Source organism: Enterobacter cloacae complex sp. 397G4, assembly GCF_050031515.1.
Taxonomy (GTDB): Bacteria; Pseudomonadota; Gammaproteobacteria; order Enterobacterales; family Enterobacteriaceae; genus Enterobacter; species Enterobacter hormaechei_C.
The window spans coordinates 3392608-3412759 of record NZ_JBLGWE010000001.1 but is presented as its reverse complement, the minus strand read 5'-3'; the positions used below and the strand labels follow the sequence as shown (position 1 = coordinate 3412759).

The 20152-nt window shown below is 57.2% G+C and carries 16 protein-coding genes; 9 read left to right on the top strand and 7 right to left on the bottom strand.

Annotation, left to right across the window (positions count from 1 at the left end; all coding sequences use genetic code 11):
* A complete protein-coding gene (locus ACQG1Y_RS16340) occupies positions 1–357 on the bottom strand; it encodes an ArsC family reductase (protein WP_015572203.1) in 357 nt (118 codons plus the stop codon).
* A 387-nt stretch (positions 358–744) separates the two neighbouring features.
* Between ACQG1Y_RS16340 and ypfM the strand changes: the two genes are divergently transcribed.
* On the top strand, positions 745–804 hold the full coding sequence (ypfM, locus tag ACQG1Y_RS16335) for a protein YpfM (protein ID WP_015572204.1): 60 nt from the start codon (positions 745–747) through the stop codon (positions 802–804).
* Between the two features lie 109 nt (positions 805–913).
* Here ypfM and acrD read toward each other — a convergent pair whose 3' ends face one another.
* Together acrD and narQ are read right to left on the bottom strand one after the other, a co-directional pair.
* Positions 914–4027 carry a multidrug efflux RND transporter permease AcrD gene (gene acrD / locus ACQG1Y_RS16330; protein ID WP_039270216.1) on the bottom strand — a complete coding sequence of 1038 codons (3114 nt, stop codon included), beginning with the start codon at positions 4025–4027 and terminating at the stop codon, positions 914–916.
* Positions 4028–4168: 141 nt separating this feature from the next.
* On the bottom strand, positions 4169–5863 hold the full coding sequence (narQ, locus tag ACQG1Y_RS16325; protein WP_058689130.1) for a nitrate/nitrite two-component system sensor histidine kinase NarQ: 1695 nt from the start codon (positions 5861–5863) through the stop codon (positions 4169–4171).
* A gap of 152 nt (positions 5864–6015) precedes the next feature.
* On the opposite strand from narQ, the gene aegA reads away from it, so the two are divergent.
* The 3 genes from aegA to ACQG1Y_RS16310 all read left to right on the top strand — a co-directional run bounded on the left by aegA (position 6016) and on the right by ACQG1Y_RS16310 (position 9803).
* A complete protein-coding gene (gene aegA, locus ACQG1Y_RS16320) occupies positions 6016–7992 on the top strand; it encodes a formate-dependent uric acid utilization protein AegA (RefSeq protein WP_368740553.1) in 1977 nt (658 codons plus the stop codon).
* Between the two features lie 67 nt (positions 7993–8059).
* A complete protein-coding gene (gene nudK / locus ACQG1Y_RS16315) occupies positions 8060–8653 on the top strand; it encodes a GDP-mannose pyrophosphatase NudK (protein ID WP_368740554.1) in 594 nt (197 codons plus the stop codon).
* A gap of 106 nt (positions 8654–8759) precedes the next feature.
* Positions 8760–9803, top strand: a complete 1044-nt coding sequence (locus ACQG1Y_RS16310) for a DUF1176 domain-containing protein (protein ID WP_368740555.1) — start codon at positions 8760–8762, stop codon at positions 9801–9803.
* Between the two features lie 93 nt (positions 9804–9896).
* Here ACQG1Y_RS16310 and tkt read toward each other — a convergent pair whose 3' ends face one another.
* Positions 9897–11885, bottom strand: coding sequence for a transketolase (gene tkt, locus ACQG1Y_RS16305; RefSeq protein WP_023295116.1), 1989 nt, complete (start codon positions 11883–11885; stop codon positions 9897–9899).
* A gap of 19 nt (positions 11886–11904) precedes the next feature.
* The gene (gene tal, locus ACQG1Y_RS16300; protein WP_126765503.1) at positions 11905–12855 is read right to left on the bottom strand and encodes a transaldolase; all 951 of its coding nucleotides are present in this window, start codon (positions 12853–12855) and stop codon (positions 11905–11907) included.
* A gap of 286 nt (positions 12856–13141) precedes the next feature.
* Here tal and maeB point away from each other — a divergent pair, with 286 nt between their 5' ends.
* On the top strand, positions 13142–15421 hold the full coding sequence (maeB, locus tag ACQG1Y_RS16295; RefSeq protein ID WP_023295115.1) for an NADP-dependent oxaloacetate-decarboxylating malate dehydrogenase: 2280 nt from the start codon (positions 13142–13144) through the stop codon (positions 15419–15421).
* A gap of 84 nt (positions 15422–15505) precedes the next feature.
* On the opposite strand, the gene hemF is transcribed toward maeB, so the two are convergent.
* The gene (hemF, locus tag ACQG1Y_RS16290) at positions 15506–16405 is read right to left on the bottom strand and encodes an oxygen-dependent coproporphyrinogen oxidase (RefSeq protein WP_219378496.1); all 900 of its coding nucleotides are present in this window, start codon (positions 16403–16405) and stop codon (positions 15506–15508) included.
* A complete protein-coding gene (gene amiA, locus ACQG1Y_RS16285) occupies positions 16405–17280 on the bottom strand; it encodes an N-acetylmuramoyl-L-alanine amidase AmiA (RefSeq protein WP_015572219.1) in 876 nt (291 codons plus the stop codon). Before amiA ends, hemF begins: the two co-directional genes overlap by 1 nt.
* A 212-nt stretch (positions 17281–17492) precedes the next feature.
* Between amiA and ACQG1Y_RS16280 the strand changes: the two genes are divergently transcribed.
* From ACQG1Y_RS16280 to ACQG1Y_RS16265, 4 genes are all read left to right on the top strand, one after another.
* On the top strand, positions 17493–17918 hold the full coding sequence (locus tag ACQG1Y_RS16280) for a GNAT family acetyltransferase (protein WP_003861292.1): 426 nt from the start codon (positions 17493–17495) through the stop codon (positions 17916–17918).
* Complete coding sequence (locus ACQG1Y_RS16275; protein ID WP_368740556.1) at positions 17905–18354, top strand: DUF2919 domain-containing protein; 450 nt, start codon at positions 17905–17907, stop codon at positions 18352–18354. The genes ACQG1Y_RS16280 and ACQG1Y_RS16275 overlap by 14 nt, the downstream gene beginning before the upstream one ends.
* A 63-nt stretch (positions 18355–18417) precedes the next feature.
* Positions 18418–18993: an RpoE-regulated lipoprotein gene (locus ACQG1Y_RS16270; RefSeq protein WP_015572220.1), complete on the top strand. Its 576-nt coding sequence runs from the start codon at positions 18418–18420 to the stop codon at positions 18991–18993.
* Positions 18994–19085: 92 nt separating this feature from the next.
* Positions 19086–19985 carry a Dyp-type peroxidase gene (locus ACQG1Y_RS16265; RefSeq protein WP_017383480.1) on the top strand — a complete coding sequence of 300 codons (900 nt, stop codon included), beginning with the start codon at positions 19086–19088 and terminating at the stop codon, positions 19983–19985.
* The last annotated feature ends 167 nt before the right edge of the window (positions 19986–20152 follow it).

Genomic DNA, 20152 nt, shown 5'->3' with positions numbered 1-20152 from the left:
CTACACCTCAACGAATAAATCTGAATAAAGGGTTTCACTGAAACCCAGCAGCATAGGCTGACCTGGCTTGCAGAGCAATGGGCGTTTGATGATTGCCGGCATTTCAAGCATCAGTTTGGCTGCGCTGTCGGCGTCGTTGATCGTGGCCCGGAGAGATTCATCCAGTTTTCGCCAGGTGGTCCCGCGGGTATTCAGTAGCGCTTCCCACCCCAGTTCGTTGATGGCGGAATGGAGAAACGCGGGGTCAAGCCCGTCGGCACGGTAATCGTGGAAGCGATAGTCGATGTTGTGTGCTTCCAGCCAGCGGCGGGCTTTTTTTATCGTGTCGCAATTCTTAATGCCGTACATCACAACCATAGTGAATCCTTTTGTTCTTTTGTGGATTAAATGTTCAATATTTTCGAAGATATATCCTTAAGTGGAATATAACACATTCGGAATTTTTCGGGATTTACAATTCTCCATAATTCAACGAACAGCTGTAAGCTGAATAGTCTTTCATCTTTTAAGCATAGTTGTCCACCCTGTTTAAATTGCCAATAAACTCAGGGGGAAATTAAAAATGCTGTCATTTTTCCGACTATTTCAAAATATTGCTGTAGGTCACATAAAATTTACCCGACAACGCTCATAGTGATCCTAAACCTACCAGTACAGCGGGGCTCAATCACAGCAATCGGTTAAAGTGGCTTCACAATGATGATACGTTTTCGTAGAATGCACATAATAATAAGAGAGGTTGTTATGATTGAACGTGAACTGGGGAACTGGAAAGATTTTATCGAAGGCATGCTTCGTAAATGAATTTCCGGTAAGAAATGCAAGAGCACTTAATTAACTAAAATAACCATAGTGTGAAAGAATCACACAATAAAAAGGCGGCCTGTAAAGCCGCCTTTTTTATTTCAACGTGTTATTCCGGCTTATCCTTCAGCGGGAAACGACGGCGTACCAGCACAAAGAACAGCGGTACGAAATAGATAGCCAGAATCGTCGCCGAAATCATTCCCCCCATAACGCCCGTTCCCACCGCGTGCTGGCTGCTGGAGCCTGCGCCGGAGCTGGTGGCCATCGGCAGGACGCCAAACACAAACGCCAGAGAGGTCATCAGGATCGGACGCAGGCGCTGACGACAGGCGTGCAGCGTGGCGGCCATCAGTTCGTGACCTTTGGCATTCATCTCATTGGCAAATTCGACGATCAGAATGGCGTTTTTCGCCGACAATCCGATTACGGTGAGGAGTCCGACCTGGAAATAGACATCATTTTCCAGGCCGCGCATCCAGGTTGCCAGCAGCGCTCCGATGACCCCGAGAGGCACCACCAGCATCACCGAGAACGGCACTGACCAGCTTTCATACAGCGCCGCCAGACAGAGGAACACCACCAGCAGCGAAAGGGCATACAAGGCAGGCGCCTGAGCGCCGGAAAGCCGTTCCTGGTAGGACATCGCCGTCCACTCCAGGCCAAAGCCGGTCGGTAAATGCTGAACCAGTTTTTCCATTATATCCATTGCGGTACCGGTACTGACGCCCGGCGCGGCTTCACCGACAATCTCCAGCGCCGAATAGCCGTTGTAACGCTCCAGACGCGGTGAACCGGTCTCCCAGCGTGACGTCGCAAACGCCGAGAACGGCACCATGCCGCCGGTGTTATTGCGCACATACCAGCGGTTGATATCGTCCGGCAGCATGCGGTATTTGGCGGCAGACTGAACGTAGACCTTCTTCACGCGGCCGCGATCCATAAAGTCATTCACGTAGCTTGAGCCCCATGCCGTTTGCAGGGTGTCGTTAATGTCGTCGATGGAGACGCCCAGCGCCTGCGCTTTACGCTGGTCAATATCCACCTGTAGCTGAGGGCTGTCATCCAGACCGTTATGACGAACGCGGGTAAGCTGCGGATCTTTCCCGGCCAGCTCCAGCAGCTTGTCGCGAGCAGCCATCAACGCGTCATGCCCGGCACCCGCGTGATCCTGAAGCTCCATATCAAACCCGGCTGAGCTGCCCAGGCCGCTGATGGCGGGCGGGCTGCTGGCGAAAACGCGCGCTTCCTTGATTTTGTTGAACGCTTTGGTTGCACGCTCAATGATGGCAAAGGAGGAGCCGGTATCGCTGTCGCGCTGGTCCCAGTCTTTCAGGCGCACAAACATACGCGCCACGTTCTGCCCGTTACCGCCAGGGCCAGAGCCGACGGTGGAGAAGACGGAGACCACGTTATCTTTCTCCTGAGTATGGAAGTAGTTCTCAACCTTCTGCACCACTTTCAGGGTCTGCTGCTGGGTCGAGCCGCTGGGTAACTGTACGGAGGTGATAAACATGCCGCGATCTTCCAGCGGCAGGAACGAGGTTGGCAGCCGCAGGAACAGGAAGACCATGCCGCCGAGCAGCAGGACATAAACCACCATCCAGCGCACGCTGCGGTGCAGTACTTTACCCACGCCCGCTTCATAGCGCGCCGCATTGCGGTTAAACATGCGGTTAAACCAGCCGAAGAAGCCTTTTTGACCGTGGTGTTCGCCCTTATGCAGCGGTTTCAGCAGCGTCGCGCACAGGGCAGGGGTAAGGATCATCGCCACCAGTACGGAGAGCACCATTGCAGAGACGATGGTGATCGAGAACTGGCGATAAATCGCGCCCGTGGTGCCGCCAAAAAACGCCATCGGGATAAATACCGCCGACAGCACCATGGCGATACCGACCAGCGCGCCCTGAATCTGTCCCATCGATTTGCGCGTGGCCTCGCGGGGCGAAAGCCCTTCCTCGCTCATGATGCGCTCAACGTTTTCCACCACCACGATGGCATCATCCACCAGCAGACCGATGGCCAGCACCATGGCGAACATGGTCAGGGTGTTGATGCTGTAACCGAAGGCATACAGCACCGCAAAGGTACCCAACAGCACCACCGGCACCGCAATCGTGGGGATCAGCGTAGCGCGGAAGTTTTGCAGGAACAGGTACATCACGAGGAACACCAGCGCGATAGCTTCGAGCAGGGTTTTCACCACATCTTCGATGGAGGCTTTTACGAACGAGGTGGTTTCGTAGGCGACTTTGTACTCCAGTCCGTGCGGGAAGAAATGCGACAGCTCATCCAGACGCTCTAGCACCCGCTGCGCGGTCGCCATTTCGTTGGCGCCGGAGGCCAGTTTCACCCCCAGCCCGGACGCGGCATTGCCGTTGAAGCGGCTCAGGTAGTCATATTTTTCCGCCCCCATTTCCACGGTGGCGACATCCCCCAGACGCACTTCCGAACCGTCCTGATTCACGCGTAGCGTGATATTGCGGAACTGTTCAGGTGTCTGGAGCAGCGACTGGGAGTTGATGGTGGCGTTAAGCGCCTGGTTGTCCACGGACGGCGTACCGCCGAGCTGCCCCACGGCAATCTGGGCGTTCTGCGATTCGATAGCGTCGGTGACATCTTTGGCGGTCATCTGCACGCTGTTCAGCTTGTTGGGATCCAGCCAGATACGCATGGAGTACTGCGAGCCGTAGGCGTCGATATCACCCACGCCGTTGATACGGCTGAGCGGGTCCTGAATATTACTGGCGACGTAGTCCGCTATGTCCTGCTTATCCATTGAGCCATCGGTTGAAACAAACGCGATGGTCAAAATATTGGTGTCACCGGTTTTACGCACGGTCACCCCCTGGTTCTGCACCGCCTGAGGCAGTTTACGCAGGGCCGATTGCAGCTGGTTTTGCACCTGCTGCACCGCTTCATCCGGATCCGTGCCCGCCGTAAAGCTCAGGGTTACCGTCGCCTGGCCCGTGGCGCTGCTCTGTGAGGACATGTACATCAGGTTATCGAGACCCGTCATGTTCTGCTCGATAACCTGGGTGACGGTATTTTCCAGCGTCTGTGCCGAGGCGCCAGGGTAGTTCGCCGTGATACGCACGTTGGGGGGCGCGAGGTCAGGGTATTGCTCAACAGGAAGGGACGTAATCGCCAGGACACCCGTCAGACACAACAGGATTGCAAGCACCCAGGCAAAAATGGGGCGATCGATGAAAAAATTCGCCATTAAAGTGTGACCTCGTTTTGCTGCACGTCATTATTGTTTATTGCCCGCCTAACTTTAGCGGTAAGGCCCAGGTCAAACGTGGAGAAATAAAGGAGATAATGTAAATTATCATGCGCTTTTTTCAGCGCGCCTTCTTTCTCGCTATTTTTCAGCCTGGGCCGCAGGCGTCCGGAACGTTACGCTGACCTGTGTGCCGCCCTGTGGCGGCTGAGAAAAGTGTAATGTCCCGCCGAGCCGTCCCGCGCGTTCGCGCATGATATTCAGCCCGTAATGCCCCGGCGGTTCACTGGCGTCGCCGATACCAATGCCGTTGTCGCGGATCGTGACCGTGTGAGTGCCGTCCGCGGTGGTGACGCAGCTGACCACAATCTCGCTCGCGTCGGCATGTTTAATCGCATTCAGCACTGCCTCACGCACAATCTGTAAGAGGTGCACCTGTTTTTGTGCGTCCAGCGCCAGCGATGAGAGACGGCAGTCGAGCACCAGCTTCGCGCGGGTCTGGCTTTGCAACCCGTCGAGAGACTCCTGTAGCGCGGCAGGAAGATTGGCGTGATTGAGCGTCAGGCGGAAGGTGGTGAGCAGCTCGCGTAGCTGATGCCAGGCATTATTCAGCTCGCGGGAAAAGTCCGTAATGATGGTCTGCGCCGGAGCATTGTCGCCCGGCACGGCATGCTTCAGCAGCGTAAGCTGAATACGCAAATAGGAGAGCACCTGCGCCAGCGAATCATGCAGCTCGCGCGCGATGGTGGCGCGCTCCTCCATCAGCAGCAGCTGCTGATAATGTTTCTGCGCCTGATTGAAATAGATCCCCCGGCCCAGCATCGTCGCCACGCTTTCCATGAGCGGCAGCGGAACATCCCCGGTCGCGCTTTGCCAGCGCAGTTCGCCGTACAGGGTGTCCTGCATTAACACCGGTAAATTGTGCATTTTCTCGCCCGGGGACTCCTGTCCTTCGTAAAGCTGCCAGTCGTCACTGGTGCGCAATTGCAGGTAATTCATCTGCGTATAGTCATGCACAATCTGCAAAATATGCCGGAAGCAGTGGCTGTCTATCTGCCCGGTATTCAACGCCTGTGAGCATTTGAACAGCATTTCGAGCTGCTGATGCGCTTCATTCAGGTGGCGGGTTTTTTCAGCAACGGAGCGCTCAAGTGAACGGTACAGGGTGTGTAATTCCGCCGACATATGGTTGAAGGCGCGGGAAAGCTGGCCCAGCTCGTTGGGAAGCGTAGTATCCGGCGCGGGAGTGTCGAATTGCCCCTGTTCGATACGCTCGCTCGCCGCCACCAGATTATTCAGCGGCAGCACAACCTGACGGCGGATGCGCCGCAGGGTCACCACCGCCAGCAGCAGGATGCCCAGGCCACCCGTCAGCGACATGAAAATCACCAGCTGAATTTTATGTTCGGTGTAGTGCTGTAGCGCCAGCACAAAGGCATCTATCCGGCCCACGAAATCCTCTATGTGGTTCTGATACCATCCGGTATCGCCGCTGGCGATGCGCGTGTCCATCTCCTGCCAGCCAAGGTGCAACTGCTGGTAACGCTGTTTGACGTCCTCTGGCACATACCAGCGGTTTAGCTTCTGCAACGCAGGCGCGCTCAGCGTTTTTTGCCAGACCGCGCGGTGCTCTGCCAGCGATGGGCCGGCGCGCTGCATTTCGTAGCCCAGGCGGTAGCTCTGCATACGCAGCGAGCCGGCGATGTTAATCGCCTCGGCGTCGCGCTGGCTGCTGGCGAGTGTGACCAGCGCAATGGCGCTGATCAGAACGGACAAGACAATCATCGAAAAGAAAGCCCGAGCCAGGCTTCCCGATACGGGGCGTTTAACGGTCACTCATCAGCTTCCTGAATTAAATTGATCTGCCACAGGTTCACTGGAAATAGTTCGGCTTCCTGGGCATTTGAACATTGCGTCGCCATGCCGCTGTGGGTAAATACGATAACAATAGAAAGAATAAGGTTATTGAACCAAAAACAGGTGTTGTTATGAATCGTTTTATTATGGCCAATGCTCAGCAGTGTATCGGTTGTCGCGCCTGCGAAGTCGCCTGTGTGATGGCGCACAACGGGGAACAGCACGCGCTGAGCGAGCGCCATTTTCATCCCCGCATTACGGTCCTTACTTCTGGCTTGCGAAAAAGTCCCGTGACCTGCCACCACTGTGAAAATGCGCCCTGCGCGCAAAGCTGCCCGAACGGAGCCATCACGCAACACAACGACAGCGTACAGGTCAATCAACAAAAATGCATTGGCTGTAAAGCCTGCGTGGTGGCCTGTCCGTTTGGCACGATGGACATGCTGATCGCCCCGCTGGAAAACGACAGCGTTAAGGCCTCGGCGCACAAATGCGACCTCTGCCTGGAAAGGCCGCAAGGCCCGGCCTGCGTGGAAAACTGCCCGGCGGAGGTGCTTACGCTCGCCACCCCAGCCGTACTGGATAAGCTGGTTAAGCAGCGCCGACAGCGCAGCGCAAGGCTGGACGCGCTGCCGTGGCACAGCGAGGCGGTTCAGTCAGCCCCTCCGCAAACCAAACGGCAACAGATGCAAAACACCCCGGCGCGCGGTGAGCCGGATAAGCTCAGCCCCGAAGCACGCGCATACCATTTTAACGAGATCTACCTGCCGTTTCGCCCGGAACAGGCGCAGCGTGAGGCATCCCGGTGCCTGAAATGTGGCGAGCATAGCATTTGCGAGTGGACCTGCCCGCTGCATAACCACATTCCCCAGTGGATTGAGCGGATCGGGGCGGGGGATATCGTCGGTGCGGCTGAGCTTTCTCACCAGACTAACTGTTTACCGGAAATTACCGGCCGCGTCTGCCCACAGGATCGATTATGTGAAGGCGCCTGCACCCTGCGGGATGCGTCAGGGGCAGTAACCATCGGTAATATCGAACGGTATATCTCGGATCGGGCGCTGGCGATGGGCTGGACGCCGGACGTCAGCCACGTTAAGCCGGTCGGTAAGCGCGTCGCCATCATCGGCGCCGGTCCGGCAGGGCTGGCCTGCGCCGACGTGCTGGTGCGCAGCGGCGTCGGCGTGACGGTCTACGACCGCCATCCGGAAATCGGCGGATTGCTGACCTTTGGTATTCCGGCCTTCAAGCTGGATAAATCCCTGTTAGCGCGGCGCAGAGAGATATTCAGCGCGATGGGCATCCGCTTCGAGCTGAACTGCGAGGTGGGAAAAGACGTGTCGATGGCCCAACTGCAAAACGACTACGATGCCCTGTTCATCGGCGTAGGGACCTATCGTTCCATGAAAGCGGGTATCCCTCACGAAGACGCGCCGGGTGTGTACGACGCGCTGCCGTTTTTAGTGGCAAACACGCGGAACGTGATGGGCCTTGATCCTGCCGCAGACGAACCGTTTATCGACACACAGGGTTTAAACGTGGTGGTGCTCGGCGGGGGCGATACGGCGATGGACTGCGTGCGCACCGCGCTGCGACATGGCGCGGCGAAAGTCACCTGCGCCTATCGCCGGGACGAGGCCAACATGCCGGGCTCAAAGAAAGAGGTTAAAAACGCGAAAGAAGAGGGCGCGGCGTTTGAATTTAATGTCCAGCCGGTTGAGCTCACGCTGGATACCGACGGGAAGGTGAACGGTATCCGGATGCTGCGCACCCGTCTGGGTGAGCCGGATGCGCAGGGGCGGCGGCTTCCTGTCACGGTGGCGGGCAGTGAGTTTGTTATGCCAGCGGATGCGGTGATCATGGCGTTTGGGTTTAATCCGCACGCCATGCCGTGGCTTCAGGCGCAGGGCGTCGACACCGACGACTGGGGGCGCATCAGGGCCTCCGTGGAGAGCCGTTATCGCTACCAGACCTCGAATCCGCAGATTTTTGCTGGCGGTGATGCGGTACGCGGTGCGGATCTGGTGGTCACCGCGATGGCGGAAGGGCGCCATGCCGCGCAGGGGATCATGGACTGGCTTGGCGTGCCGCCGCGCAACATGCATTAACGCAGACGGGCGACAAAGCGAGCTTCACGGCGTAGTATAAACAGACTCATTTTGCCGTGGAGCCCGTATGTCCCTGAACATTAGCGTTATTAAAGACAAAATCCTTTCTGAAAATTACTTTGTCCTGCGTAACATCACTTACGATCTTACCCGTAAGAACGGGGACGTCATTCGCCATAAACGCGAAGTCTACGACCGGGGCAATGGTGCAACCATTCTGCTGTATAACCGTGAAAAGCAAAGCGTGGTGCTGATCCGCCAGTTTCGCATCGCGACATGGGTCAATGGCAACGCGGACGGACGGCTGATTGAAACCTGTGCAGGTCTGCTGGATGACGATGAGCCGGAAGTGTGTATCCGCAAAGAAGCCATTGAGGAGACGGGCTTTGAAGTGGGGGCGGTGCAGAAAGTCTTTGAGCTGTTTATGTCCCCTGGCGGGGTTACCGAGCTGATCCACTTCTTCATTGCGGAATATACCGATGCCCAGCGCACGCACCGGGGCGGCGGCGTGGACGATGAAGACATTGAAGTGCTGGAAATGCCTTTCGCGCAGGCTGTCGACATGGTGAAACGCGGCGAGATCCGCGACGGTAAAGCGGTGATCCTGTTGCAGTATCTGCAAACCACCGGGCTGATGAATGCGGCGGCGGCAGCGCGATAAGTTGTATTTCAGATAAATCTATCCGATAAATCCGATTGAGCCAGCCCGCCCAGGGCACGAAGATACGCCCCAGATTGACCTATTCGTTTCCGGGGCTGTGCCGTTCATGCGCTACTGCGTTTTTCTTCTCTTCTTCATTTGCGTGCTTCCCGCGCCTCGGGTGTGGGCTGCGCCTGCGCAGCAGTCTTTTTCTGACTGGCAGGTGACCTGCAATAACCAGAACTTCTGCGTAGCGCGCAACACTGGCGAGCATCGCGGTCTGGTCATGACGCTGAGCCGCAGTGCGGGGGCAAAAACGGACGCCAGCCTGCGCATCGATCTCGGCGGGCTTTCAGCGCCTCCGGTGAAAGAGCCTGACATCGCCCCGCGCCTGCTGCTCGACAATGTGCCGCTTAAACTCACGTCGCAACACTGGCAGTTAGCCCCCTGGCATCTTAAAACAGACGATACGGCCACCATCACCATGTTTCTGAAAACCATTCAGGAAGGGCAGGCGCTGACCCTGCGCGGGGGGAAGCAGACAATTTCTCTGGCCGGTCTGAAAGCGGCGCTGCTGTTTATCGATGCCCAGCAAAAACGCGTCGGAAGTGAAACGGCGTGGATTAAAAAAGGGGATAGTCCACCGCTGAGCGTGCCGCCTGCGCCGGCATTAAAAAAGGTGGCGGTGGTGAACCCCACGCCAACGCCGCTGACGCATAACGAACTCAACGATCTGCTGGATTACGGTACCTGGCGCATGAACCACAGCCAGTGCTCTCTCGATCCGAACCGGCGTGAAGTGCGCGTGACCGCGCTGACCGATGACAAAGCGCTGATGATCATCAGCTGTGAGGCGGGGGCGTACAACACCGTCGACCTGGCGTGGCTGGTGTCGCGTAAAAAACCATTTTCGGCCAGGAGCGTGAGATTGCGTCTGCCGTTTACCCCTTCCAGCCAGAGTAGCGACATGGAGCTGATGAATGCCAGCTTCGACGAAAAAACGCGCGAGCTGACCACGCTGGCGCTGGGACGCGGGATTGGCGACTGTGGGATCCAGACCCGCTGGCGTTATAACGGCCAGCGCTTCCGCCTGGTACGCTACGCGGAAGAGCCAAGCTGTGATAACTGGAATGGGCCAGATGCCTGGCCCACGCTGTGGATCACAAGGTAGGGTTTTGCCGGGTGGCGCTGTCGCTTACCCGGCCTACTTTTTAGAACCGTAGACCCGGTAAGGCGTAGCCGCCACCGGGCAACGCAGATCGCACTACAGCACGCTTAGCGCCTTCTCCACCACGTTCTCAACGGTAAAGCCGAAATATGGGAACAGCTTGTCGGCCGGGGCGGATTCACCGTAACCATGCATCCCGACAATTGCCCCTTTCAGGCCCACGTATTTGTACCAGTAGTCGGCAATGCCAGCTTCAACCGCCACGCGCGCCGCGACGTTTGAAGGCAGCACCGATTCGCGGTACGCCTCATCCTGAGCATCAAAGATATCCGTTGAAGGGAGTGAAACCACGCGCACCGCGTGACCCTCGGCGGTCAGTTTCTCCGCCGCTTTTACCGTGATTTCCACCTCGGAACCGGTGGCGATCAGGATCACGTCTGGCTTGCCGCCGCTGTCTTTCAGGATGTACCCGCCGCGGGCGATATTTTTCACCTGCTCCGGCGTGCGCTCGATCTGCGCCAGGTTCTGGCGCGACAGGATCAGCGCCGTGGGTCCGTTATGACGCTCTACGGCCAGCTTCCAGCCCACTGCCGCTTCCACCTGATCGCAAGGACGCCAGGTGCTGAAGTTTGGCGTTAAGCGCAGGCTCGCCAGCTGCTCTACCGCCTGGTGCGTCGGCCCATCTTCACCCAGCCCGATAGAGTCGTGGGTATACACCATGATCTGCCGCGCCTTCATCAGGGCCGCCATACGCGCCGCGTTACGGGCATATTCGACAAACATCAGGAAGGTGGCGGTGTACGGCACGAAGCCGCCATGGTGGGCGATGCCGTTGGCAATGGCGGTCATCCCGAACTCGCGCACGCCGTAGTGGATGTAGTTCCCGGCAATGTCCTCCTTCAGGGATTTAGAGCCGGACCAGATGGTAAGGTTACTTGGCGCCAGATCCGCCGAGCCGCCCAGCAGTTCGGGCAGGATTGGGCCAATCGCGTTCAGGGTGTTTTGTGATGCCTTACGGGTGGCAATTTTCGCCGGGTTGGATTGCAGGTTCTCAATCAGCGCATGAGTTTTCTCTTCCCAGTCTTCCGGCAGGCCGCCGCTCATGCGGCGGGTAAACTCAGCCGCCAGCTCCGGATACGCTTTTTTGTAGGCGGCAAACTTCTCGTTCCAGGCCTGCTGCGCTTTTTCACCTGTTTCGCGAGCATCCCAGGCCTTGTAGATCTCTTTTGGGATCTCAAAGGCCGGGTGTTTCCAGCCCAGTTTCTGGCGGGTCAGCGCCACTTCCTCTTCACCCAGCGCCGCGCCGTGCGCCTCCTCTTTGCCCGCTTTGTTCGGCGAGCCGAAGCCGATGGTGGTGCGGCAGATGATCAGGGACGGTTTGTCCTTCACGCTCTGCGCTTCCTGAATCGCTTTTTTCACCGCCTCAGGATCGTGACCGTCGATCTCGTGCACTACGTGCCAGTGATAGGCTTCAAAGCGTTTCGCCGTATCGTCGGTAAACCAGCCCTCGGTTTCCCCGTCAATGGAGATACCGTTGTGATCGTAGAAGCCAATCAGCTTGCCCAGCCCCAGGGTGCCCGCCAGAGAACAGACCTCGTGAGAGATCCCCTCCATCAGACAGCCGTCGCCCATAAAGACATAGGTATAGTGATCGACAATCTCGTGGTCGGGCTGGTTGAACTGCGCGGCCAGCGTACGTTCGGCAATCGCCAGGCCAACCGCATTCGCCAGCCCCTGGCCCAGCGGGCCGGTAGTGGTTTCAACGCCCGGCGTATAGCCGATCTCCGGGTGGCCCGGCGTTTTGGAGTGCAGCTGGCGGAAGTTTTTTAATTCCTCAAGCGGCAGATCGTAGCCGGAAAGGTGCAGCAGGCTGTAGAGCAGCATCGAGGCGTGCCCGTTGGAAAGAATAAAACGGTCGCGGTCGTACCAGGTCGGATCGGTAGGGTTGTGCTTCAGGAAGTCGTTCCACAGCACTTCGGCGATATCAGCCATACCCATGGGGGCGCCAGGGTGGCCTGAATTGGCTTTTTGTACGGCATCCATGCTGAGGGCGCGAATGGCGTTGGCGAGCTCTTTACGGGACATAGTTCACTCCGTGGCAAGGTTAAAGTTTGGCGGCGAGAAGATCTTCGAGTTTGCGCTGGTCGACGGCGAACTGACGGATGCCGTCCGCCAGTTTTTCCACGGCCATTGGATCCTGATTGTGCTCCCAGCGGAATTCCGCTTCGGTCATGGGTTTTGGTTTTGGCAGAACGGTGGAGGTTGGCACCAGCTTGCGGATCACCGTCTCTTCACTCTCCTGAAGCTTTTTCAGTAGGTCAGGGGAGATGGTCAGCCGGTCGCAGCCCGCGAGCGCGAGGATCTGCTCGGTGCGGCGGAAGCTGGCCCCCATCACGATGGTCTCGTAGCGGTGCTGCTTGTAATAATCGTAGATATTACGCACCGATTTCACGCCGGGATCTTCGTCCACCACATACGGATCCATCGGCTGTTTCGCCTGATACCAGTCGTAGATACGTCCGACAAACGGTGAAATCAGGAACACGCCCGCTTCGGCGCAGGCACGCGCCTGGGCGAAGGAGAACAGCAGCGTCAGGTTACAGTTGATCCCCTCTTTCTCCAGCACTTCCGCCGCGCGGATGCCTTCCCAGGTGGAGGCAAGCTTGATCAGGATGCGTGATTTATCGATCCCCTGCTCCTGGTAGAGTTCCACCAGGCGGCGAGCCTTGCTAATGCTCTTTTCCTGGTCGAATGAGAGGCGGGCATCCACTTCGGTGGAGACGCGTCCCGGTATGCTTTTAAGAATTTCCGCACCGATATTGACCGCCAGCTTGTCACTGGCTTCGGCGACCTGCTGCTCCTGCGTTTTACCGCGCTGTTTGCCGTAGGCAAGGGCGTCATCAATCAGATGACTAAAGTGCGCAAGACTGGCCGCCTTGAGCAGCAGCGAGGGGTTGGTGGTCGCATCTTCCGGCTGGTAGTGACGAATCGATTCGATATCGCCGCTGTCTGCAACCACGGTGGTAAATTGTTTGATGCCGTCTAGCTGGTTCATAATTACTCCTTGGAAATAAAAGAGTTAGTCGAGTGCGTCAGGTCACACTTCTGAGAAAATCATGATGGACTTAACAAAAAAGCATAGCAGACGGGGGAGGCATTGCTGTCTGAGACGGGTAACATGGCTGTTATAAATTGATAACAATTTTTATTCTGCAATGGTGAGAGTTTGGCAGCCTTCAAAGTTTAGGAGCCTGCCTGCGGCGATACTATGCGGCACACCAGGGTGTGCATAGGAACGTCAACATCACCCTTTTTGACCGAAACGTGAAAGGAATAACAAGATGGATGATCAGTTAAAACAAAGCGCTCTCGATTTTCACGAGTTTCCTGTTCCGGGTAAAATCCAGGTATCCCCGACCAAACCGCTGGCGACCCAGCGCGATCTGGCGCTGGCCTACTCGCCAGGCGTAGCTGCCCCGTGCCTTGAAATCGAAAAAGATCCGCTGGCGGCGTACAAATACACCGCCCGTGGCAACCTGGTGGCCGTTATCTCTAACGGTACGGCGGTACTGGGGTTAGGGAACATTGGCGCGCTGGCCGGTAAGCCGGTGATGGAAGGGAAGGGCGTTCTGTTTAAGAAATTTGCCGGTATCGACGTCTTCGATATCGAAGTGGACGAACTGGACCCGGATAAATTCATCAACGTGGTGGCGGCGCTGGAGCCGACCTTCGGCGGCATCAACCTGGAAGACATCAAAGCGCCGGAATGTTTCTATATCGAGCAGAAGCTGCGCGAGCGTATGAACATTCCCGTGTTCCATGACGACCAGCACGGCACGGCGATTATCAGTACCGCCGCCATTCTGAACGGTCTGCGTGTGGTGGAGAAAAACCTCTCCGACGTGCGCATGGTGGTCTCCGGCGCTGGCGCCGCGGCCATCGCCTGTATGAACCTGCTGGTGGCGCTGGGCATGCAGAAACACAACATCGTGGTCTGCGACTCCAAAGGCGTGATTTACAAAGACCGCGAGCCAAACATGGCGGAAACCAAGGCGGCCTATGCGGTGGAAGACGACGGCAAGCGCACGCTAGAAGACGTCATTGAAGGTGCCGACATTTTCCTCGGCTGTTCAGGCCCGAAAGTACTGACCCAGGAGATGGTGCAGAAGATGGCGCGCGCGCCAATGATCCTGGCCCTGGCGAACCCGGAGCCGGAAATTCTGCCGCCGCTGGCGAAGGCAGTGCGTGAAGACGCGATCATCTGTACCGGACGTTCGGACTACCCGAACCAGGTGAACAACGTGCTCTGCTTCCCGTTCATCTTCCGCGGTGCGCTGGACGTCGGCGCTACGGCAATCAACGAAGAGATGAAGCTCGCCGCCGTTCATGCTATCGCAGAGCTGGCGCACGCCGAGCAGAGCGAAGTAGTGGCCTCCGCCTACGGCGATCAGGATCTGAGCTTCGGCCCGGACTACATCATCCCTAAACCATTTGACCCGCGTCTGATCGTGAAGATCGCGCCAGCGGTGGCCAAAGCAGCGATGGACTCTGGCGTGGCGACGCGGCCGATTGAAGATTTCGATGCCTACGTCGATAAACTCACCGAGTTCGTCTACAAAACCAACCTGTTTATGAAGCCGATCTTCTCCCAGGCGCGCGCTGACGCGAAGCGCGTGGTGCTGGCGGAAGGGGAAGAGGCGCGCGTGCTGCATGCCACGCAGGAGCTGATCACCTTAGGGCTGGCGAAACCGATCCTGATTGGTCGTCCGAGCGTGATCGAGATGCGTATCCAGAAGCTGGGCCTGCAAATTAAGCCGGGCGTCGACTTTGAGATCGTCAATAACGAATCCGATCCGCGCTTCAAAGAGTACTGGAACGAATACTATTCGATCATGAAGCGTCGTGGGATCACCCAGGAGCAGGCGCAGCGGGCGGTGATCAGCAACACCACGGTGATCGGCGCGATCATGGTTCACCGCGGTGAGGCGGATGCGCTGATCTGCGGCACCATCGGCGAGTACCATGAGCATTTCAGCGTGGTGCAGGAGATCTTCGGCTATCGCGAGGGTGTCCATACTGCCGGCGCAATGAACGCGCTGCTGCTGCCAAGCGGTAACACCTTTATCGCCGATACCTACGTCAACGACGATCCTTCCCCGGACGAACTGGCGGAAATCACCGTGATGGCGGCGGAAACCGTGCGCCGCTTTGGTATCGAGCCGAAAGTGGCGCTGCTGTCGCATTCTAACTTCGGGTCATCCAAATCCGCGGCGGCGTGCAAAATGCGCCAGACGCTGGACCTGGTGCGCGAGCGTGCGCCGGAACTGATGATCGACGGTGAGATGCACGGCGACGCCGCGCTGGTGGAGAGCATTCGTAATGAACGTATGCCGGACAGCCCGCTGAAAGGCTCCGCGAACGTGCTGATTATGCCGAACGTGGAAGCGGCGCGTATCAGCTATAACCTGCTGCGTGTGTCGAGTTCTGAAGGGGTGACCGTAGGGCCAGTGCTGATGGGGGTGTCAAAACCGGTACATGTATTAACGCCGATTGCCTCCGTGCGTCGTATCGTCAACATGGTGGCGCTGGCGGTGGTTGAGGCACAGACGCAGCCGCTGTAATTTTTACCCTCACCCTAACCCTCTCCCGGAGGGAGAGGGAATTTATACTCCCTCTCCCTTTGGGAGAGGGCAGGGGTGAGGGGGTTACACCCAGTTCCGAACCCGAATAAACTCACGCAAGGCAGCCTCCGGGCTGCCTTCTTTGGGTTCAAAGCTGTATTCCCAGCGCACCAGCGGCGGCATCGACATCAGAATAGACTCCGTGCGCCCACCGGTTTGCAGGCCAAACAGCGTCCCGCGATCCCATACCAGGTTAAACTCCACGTAACGCCCGCGGCGGTACAGCTGGAACTCACGCTCGCGAACGCCGTAGTCGGTGTTTTTGCGGCGTTCGACAATCGGCAGATAGGCATCGGTAAAGCCTTCACCCACTGCGCGCATAAATCTGAACGCGGTATCAAAATCCGGCGTGTTGAGATCGTCAAAGAACAGCCCGCCGATGCCGCGTTGCTCGTCGCGATGCTTCAGATAGAAATAATCATCGCACCACTTTTTGTATTTCGGGTAAACGTCTTCGCCAAACGGCAGGCAGAGGTCGCGCGCGGTGGTGTGCCAGTGCACGGCGTCCTCTTCGAAGCCATAGTAAGGCGTTAAGTCGAAACCGCCGCCAAACCACCAGACCGGATCGGCCCCCGGTTTTTCCGCGATGAAAAAGCGCACGTTGGCGTGGCTGGTTGGCACAAACGGGTTATGCGGATGCACCACCAGCGAGACGCCCATCGCCTCGAAGCTGCGGCCCGCCAGTTCAGGCCGATGCGCCGTGGCGGACGCCGGCATTGCATCACCGTGGACGTGGGAGAAGTTGACCCCGGCCTGTTCAAAAATGCCACCGTTACGCAGCACGCGGCTGCGTCCACCGCCGCCCGCTTCGCGCTGCCAGGCATCTTCCTGGAATTCACCGCCGTCTGCGGCGGCCAGTTTCTGGCAAATCGCGTCCTGTAGCTGCATCAGGAAAGTTTTGACCAGCTGTGCATTCGGTTTCATCAACGTTTCCTGGAGTGCGCTTTTTGATTATCGAACCAGTTGAAATAACTGATGACCCCGGAGGCGATAGCGTTCGCGATCTTCTGACGAAACGCCGTGGTGCCGAGTAAACGCTCCTCTTCCGGGTTGGTAATGAACGAGGTTTCAACCAGCACGGACGGAATGGACGGGGACTTCAGCACCACAAACGCGGCCTGCTCGGTGCTTTTACTGTGCAGACGGTGCACGGGCTTAATCCGTTTAAGGATATGCGAGCCGAGCGTCAGGCTGTTTTTGATGGTATCGGTCTGCACGAGATCAAACAGAACCTGCTGCAACAGATGGTCTTTGTCGGTGGCTTTTTTCCCGGCCACTTCATCCGCCCGGTTTTCGCGATCGGAGAGGTATTTCGCCATGGCGCTACTGGCGCCACGGTTGGAGAGGGCGAACACCGATGCGCCTGCGGCGGAAGGGTTTGTGAAGCCATCCGCGTGAATGGACATAAACAGGTCGGCGCCGTGCTTATGGGCAATTTCCACGCGATCGTACAGCGGGATAAACGTGTCGCCCGTGCGCGTCAGGCGGGCGTCAATGCCGTTGCTGCGTAAAATTGCGCGCACATTTTTTGCAATTGCCAGCACGACGTGTTTTTCTTTCGACCCGTTTCGGCCAATGGCGCCGGTGTCGATCCCGCCGTGGCCCGGATCGAGCATGACCAGACGCTTTGCGCCGGCTTTTTTGGTTTTCGGCTTGCTGTGTCCGTTACTGGTTTTAAGCGAGCTCTCTTCTTTTGCCTGAGCCTGCTTTGCGATGCCTGTTAACGTTAAGGCCGCCAGCCCCGCTTTGAGAACCTGACGACGCGATGTGAGTGCTTTTAATGGTTTGAATGTGCTCATGCGGCCTGAATTGTAAAAATTGGGGTCTTGGTGTTATATCGTATCGCGTTTTGCGTGACGACATTCCTTATTGAGAATTGTTTTACTTTTCATTTCAATACGTGACAAAGTGACATTATGCCAAATTTTGGCGAGTTTTTCCCCGGTTATTGGCTAAATGCCCTGTTCACGCCATAATCACTGTTTTTAAACCCGAAAAGGCGGTTAATACCATGGAGATACGCGTTTTTCGCCAGGAAGATTTCGAAGAGGTGATCACCCTTTGGGAGCGCTGCGATCTGCTGCGTCCGTGGAACGATCCGGAAATGGACATCGAACGGAAGGTGAATCACGACGTCAGTCTGTTTCTGGTCGCTGAGGTCAACGGCGAGGTGGTCGGGACGGTAATGGGCGGGTACGACGGCCACCGCGGGTCGGCCTACTATCTGGGCGTGCACCCGGAATATCGCGCGCGCGGCATCGCCAACGCGCTGCTTAACCGTCTGGAAAAGAAACTGATCGCCCGTGGCTGCCCGAAAATCCAGATTATGGTGCGGGAAGATAACGACGTGGTGCTGGGCATGTATGAACGTCTGGGCTACGAGCACGCGGATGTACTGACGCTGGGTAAGCGCCTGATCGAAGATGAAGAGTACTGAGTTCCACCCTGGCGACTATGATGTTCACGGTCGTCTGCGTCTGCCTTTTTTATTCTGGTGCGTTCTGCTGTTGCAGGCCCGCACCTGGGTGCTGTTCGTGATGGCTGGCGCGTCACGCGGGCAGGGCGATACGCTACTGAATCTCTTTTATCCCGATCACGATGCGTTCTGGCTGGGGTTACTGCTCGGTGTACCGGCGGTGCTGGCGTTCCTGTGCAGCGGTCGGCGGCAGTTCCTCCCGCGCTTCTGGCGCGCACTTCGCTGGCTGTTGATTCTGGCGCAGGTTGTGCTCCTGGTCTGGCAGCCCGTGCTCTGGCTGTACGGCGAGCCGCTTTCCGGTATCGGGATTGCGCTGGTGGTGGCGGATATTGTCGCGCTGCTGTGGCTGGTCACGAACCCCCGTTTACGCGCCTGTTTTACGCAAGAGTCAGATTAAAACGGCACTTTTTGCCGATACTGCACTCCAACAAGCGTTGATTTATTACGTAAGGACGTCTCAATGAAATCGCTGCGTTTACTTTTATGCGCTCTCCCGCTGGCGTTAACCGGCTGTTCCACGCTCTCATCCATCAACTGGTCTGCGGCCTATCCGTGGAACTGGTTTGGCTCCTCAACGGAAGTGACCGAGCAGGGCGTGGGCAAAATCACCGCCTCGACGGCGCTGGATCAGGATGCCATTCAGGAGGCCATCGGCAGTGATTATCGCCTGCGCAGCGGCATGAAAACCGAGAACGGCAACATCGTGCGCTATTTCGAAGCGTTGAAAGACGACAAGGTGGCGATGGTCATCAACGGCGATAAAGGTACGGTCAACCGCATTGCGGTGATGGATGAAGAGATTCCGACCTCAGGTGGCGTGAAGGTAGGTACGCCGTTTGGCGAGCTCTACCAGAAAGCGTTTGGCCACTGCGCCAGCGTGCCGTCGGATGACAGCGTGGCGGTCGAGTGTAAGGCCGACGGCAGCCAGCACATTAGCTATGTATTCAGCGGCACCTGGAACGGTCCGGAAGGGTTAATGCCCTCTGACGACACCCTGAAAAAGTGGAAAGTGAGCAAAATTATCTGGAAGCAGTAATTTGCGCCTGAGCAAGCCGCCTCGCTGAAATCCAGGTATAATAGCCGCCATCAATGCCACGCTGTCGTGGCATCTTTTTTTCAGGAGGAGCGATGTCTCAGGTTCAGAGTGGCATTTTGCCAGAACATTGCCGCGCGGCGATTTGGATTGAAGCCAACGTCAAAGGGGACGTGGATGCCCTGCGCGCGGCCAGCAAAATTTTCGTTGATAAACTGGCCACCTTTCAGGCCAAATTCCCCGAAGCCCATCTGGGTGCGGTGGTTGCCTTTGGCAACACCGTCTGGCGTCAGCTGAGCGGCGGCGAAGGCGCAGAAGAGCTGAAAGACTTTATTCCTTATGGCAAAGGACTTGCGCCCGCCACCCAGTATGACGTCCTGATTCATATCCTCTCCCTGCGCCATGACGTGAATTTCTCCGTCGCTCAGGCAGCGATTGAGGCCTTTGGTGACAGCATCGACGTGCAGGAAGAGATCCACGGTTTCCGCTGGGTGGAAGAGCGCGATTTGAGCGGCTTCGTCGACGGCACCGAAAACCCGGCCGGGGAAGAGACGCGTCGCGAGGTGGCTGTAATCAAGGATGGCGTGGACGCGGGCGGCAGCTACGTGTTCGTCCAGCGCTGGGAGCATAACCTCAGGCAGCTCAACCGCATGAGCGTGCATGACCAGGAGATGATGATTGGCCGCACCAAAGACGCCAATGAAGAGATTGACGGCGATGCGCGTCCGGTCACGTCCCACCTGACCCGCGTTGACCTTAAAGAAGACGGTAAGGGGCTGAAGATTGTTCGCCAGAGCCTGCCGTACGGCACCGCGAGCGGTACGCACGGCCTGTACTTCTGCGCTTACTGTGCACGCCTCTACAACATCGAACAGCAGCTGCTGAGCATGTTTGGCGATACCGACGGCAAGCGTGACGCCATGCTGCGCTTCACCCGTCCGGTGACCGGCGGCTACTACTTTGCGCCGTCCGTTGAGCGCCTGCTGGCGCTGTAAATCGCTCTCCATTCGTAGGCCGGGTAAGCGTTAGCGCCACCCGGCAATTTCTCCCGCACCCCTTATTCCCTTTTCTGCTTCTAAATCACCAAACGGTATATAAAACCGTTACTCCTTTAGACTCCGTTATAAATATTATGACTATAAGATAGTCATCACATTTATAA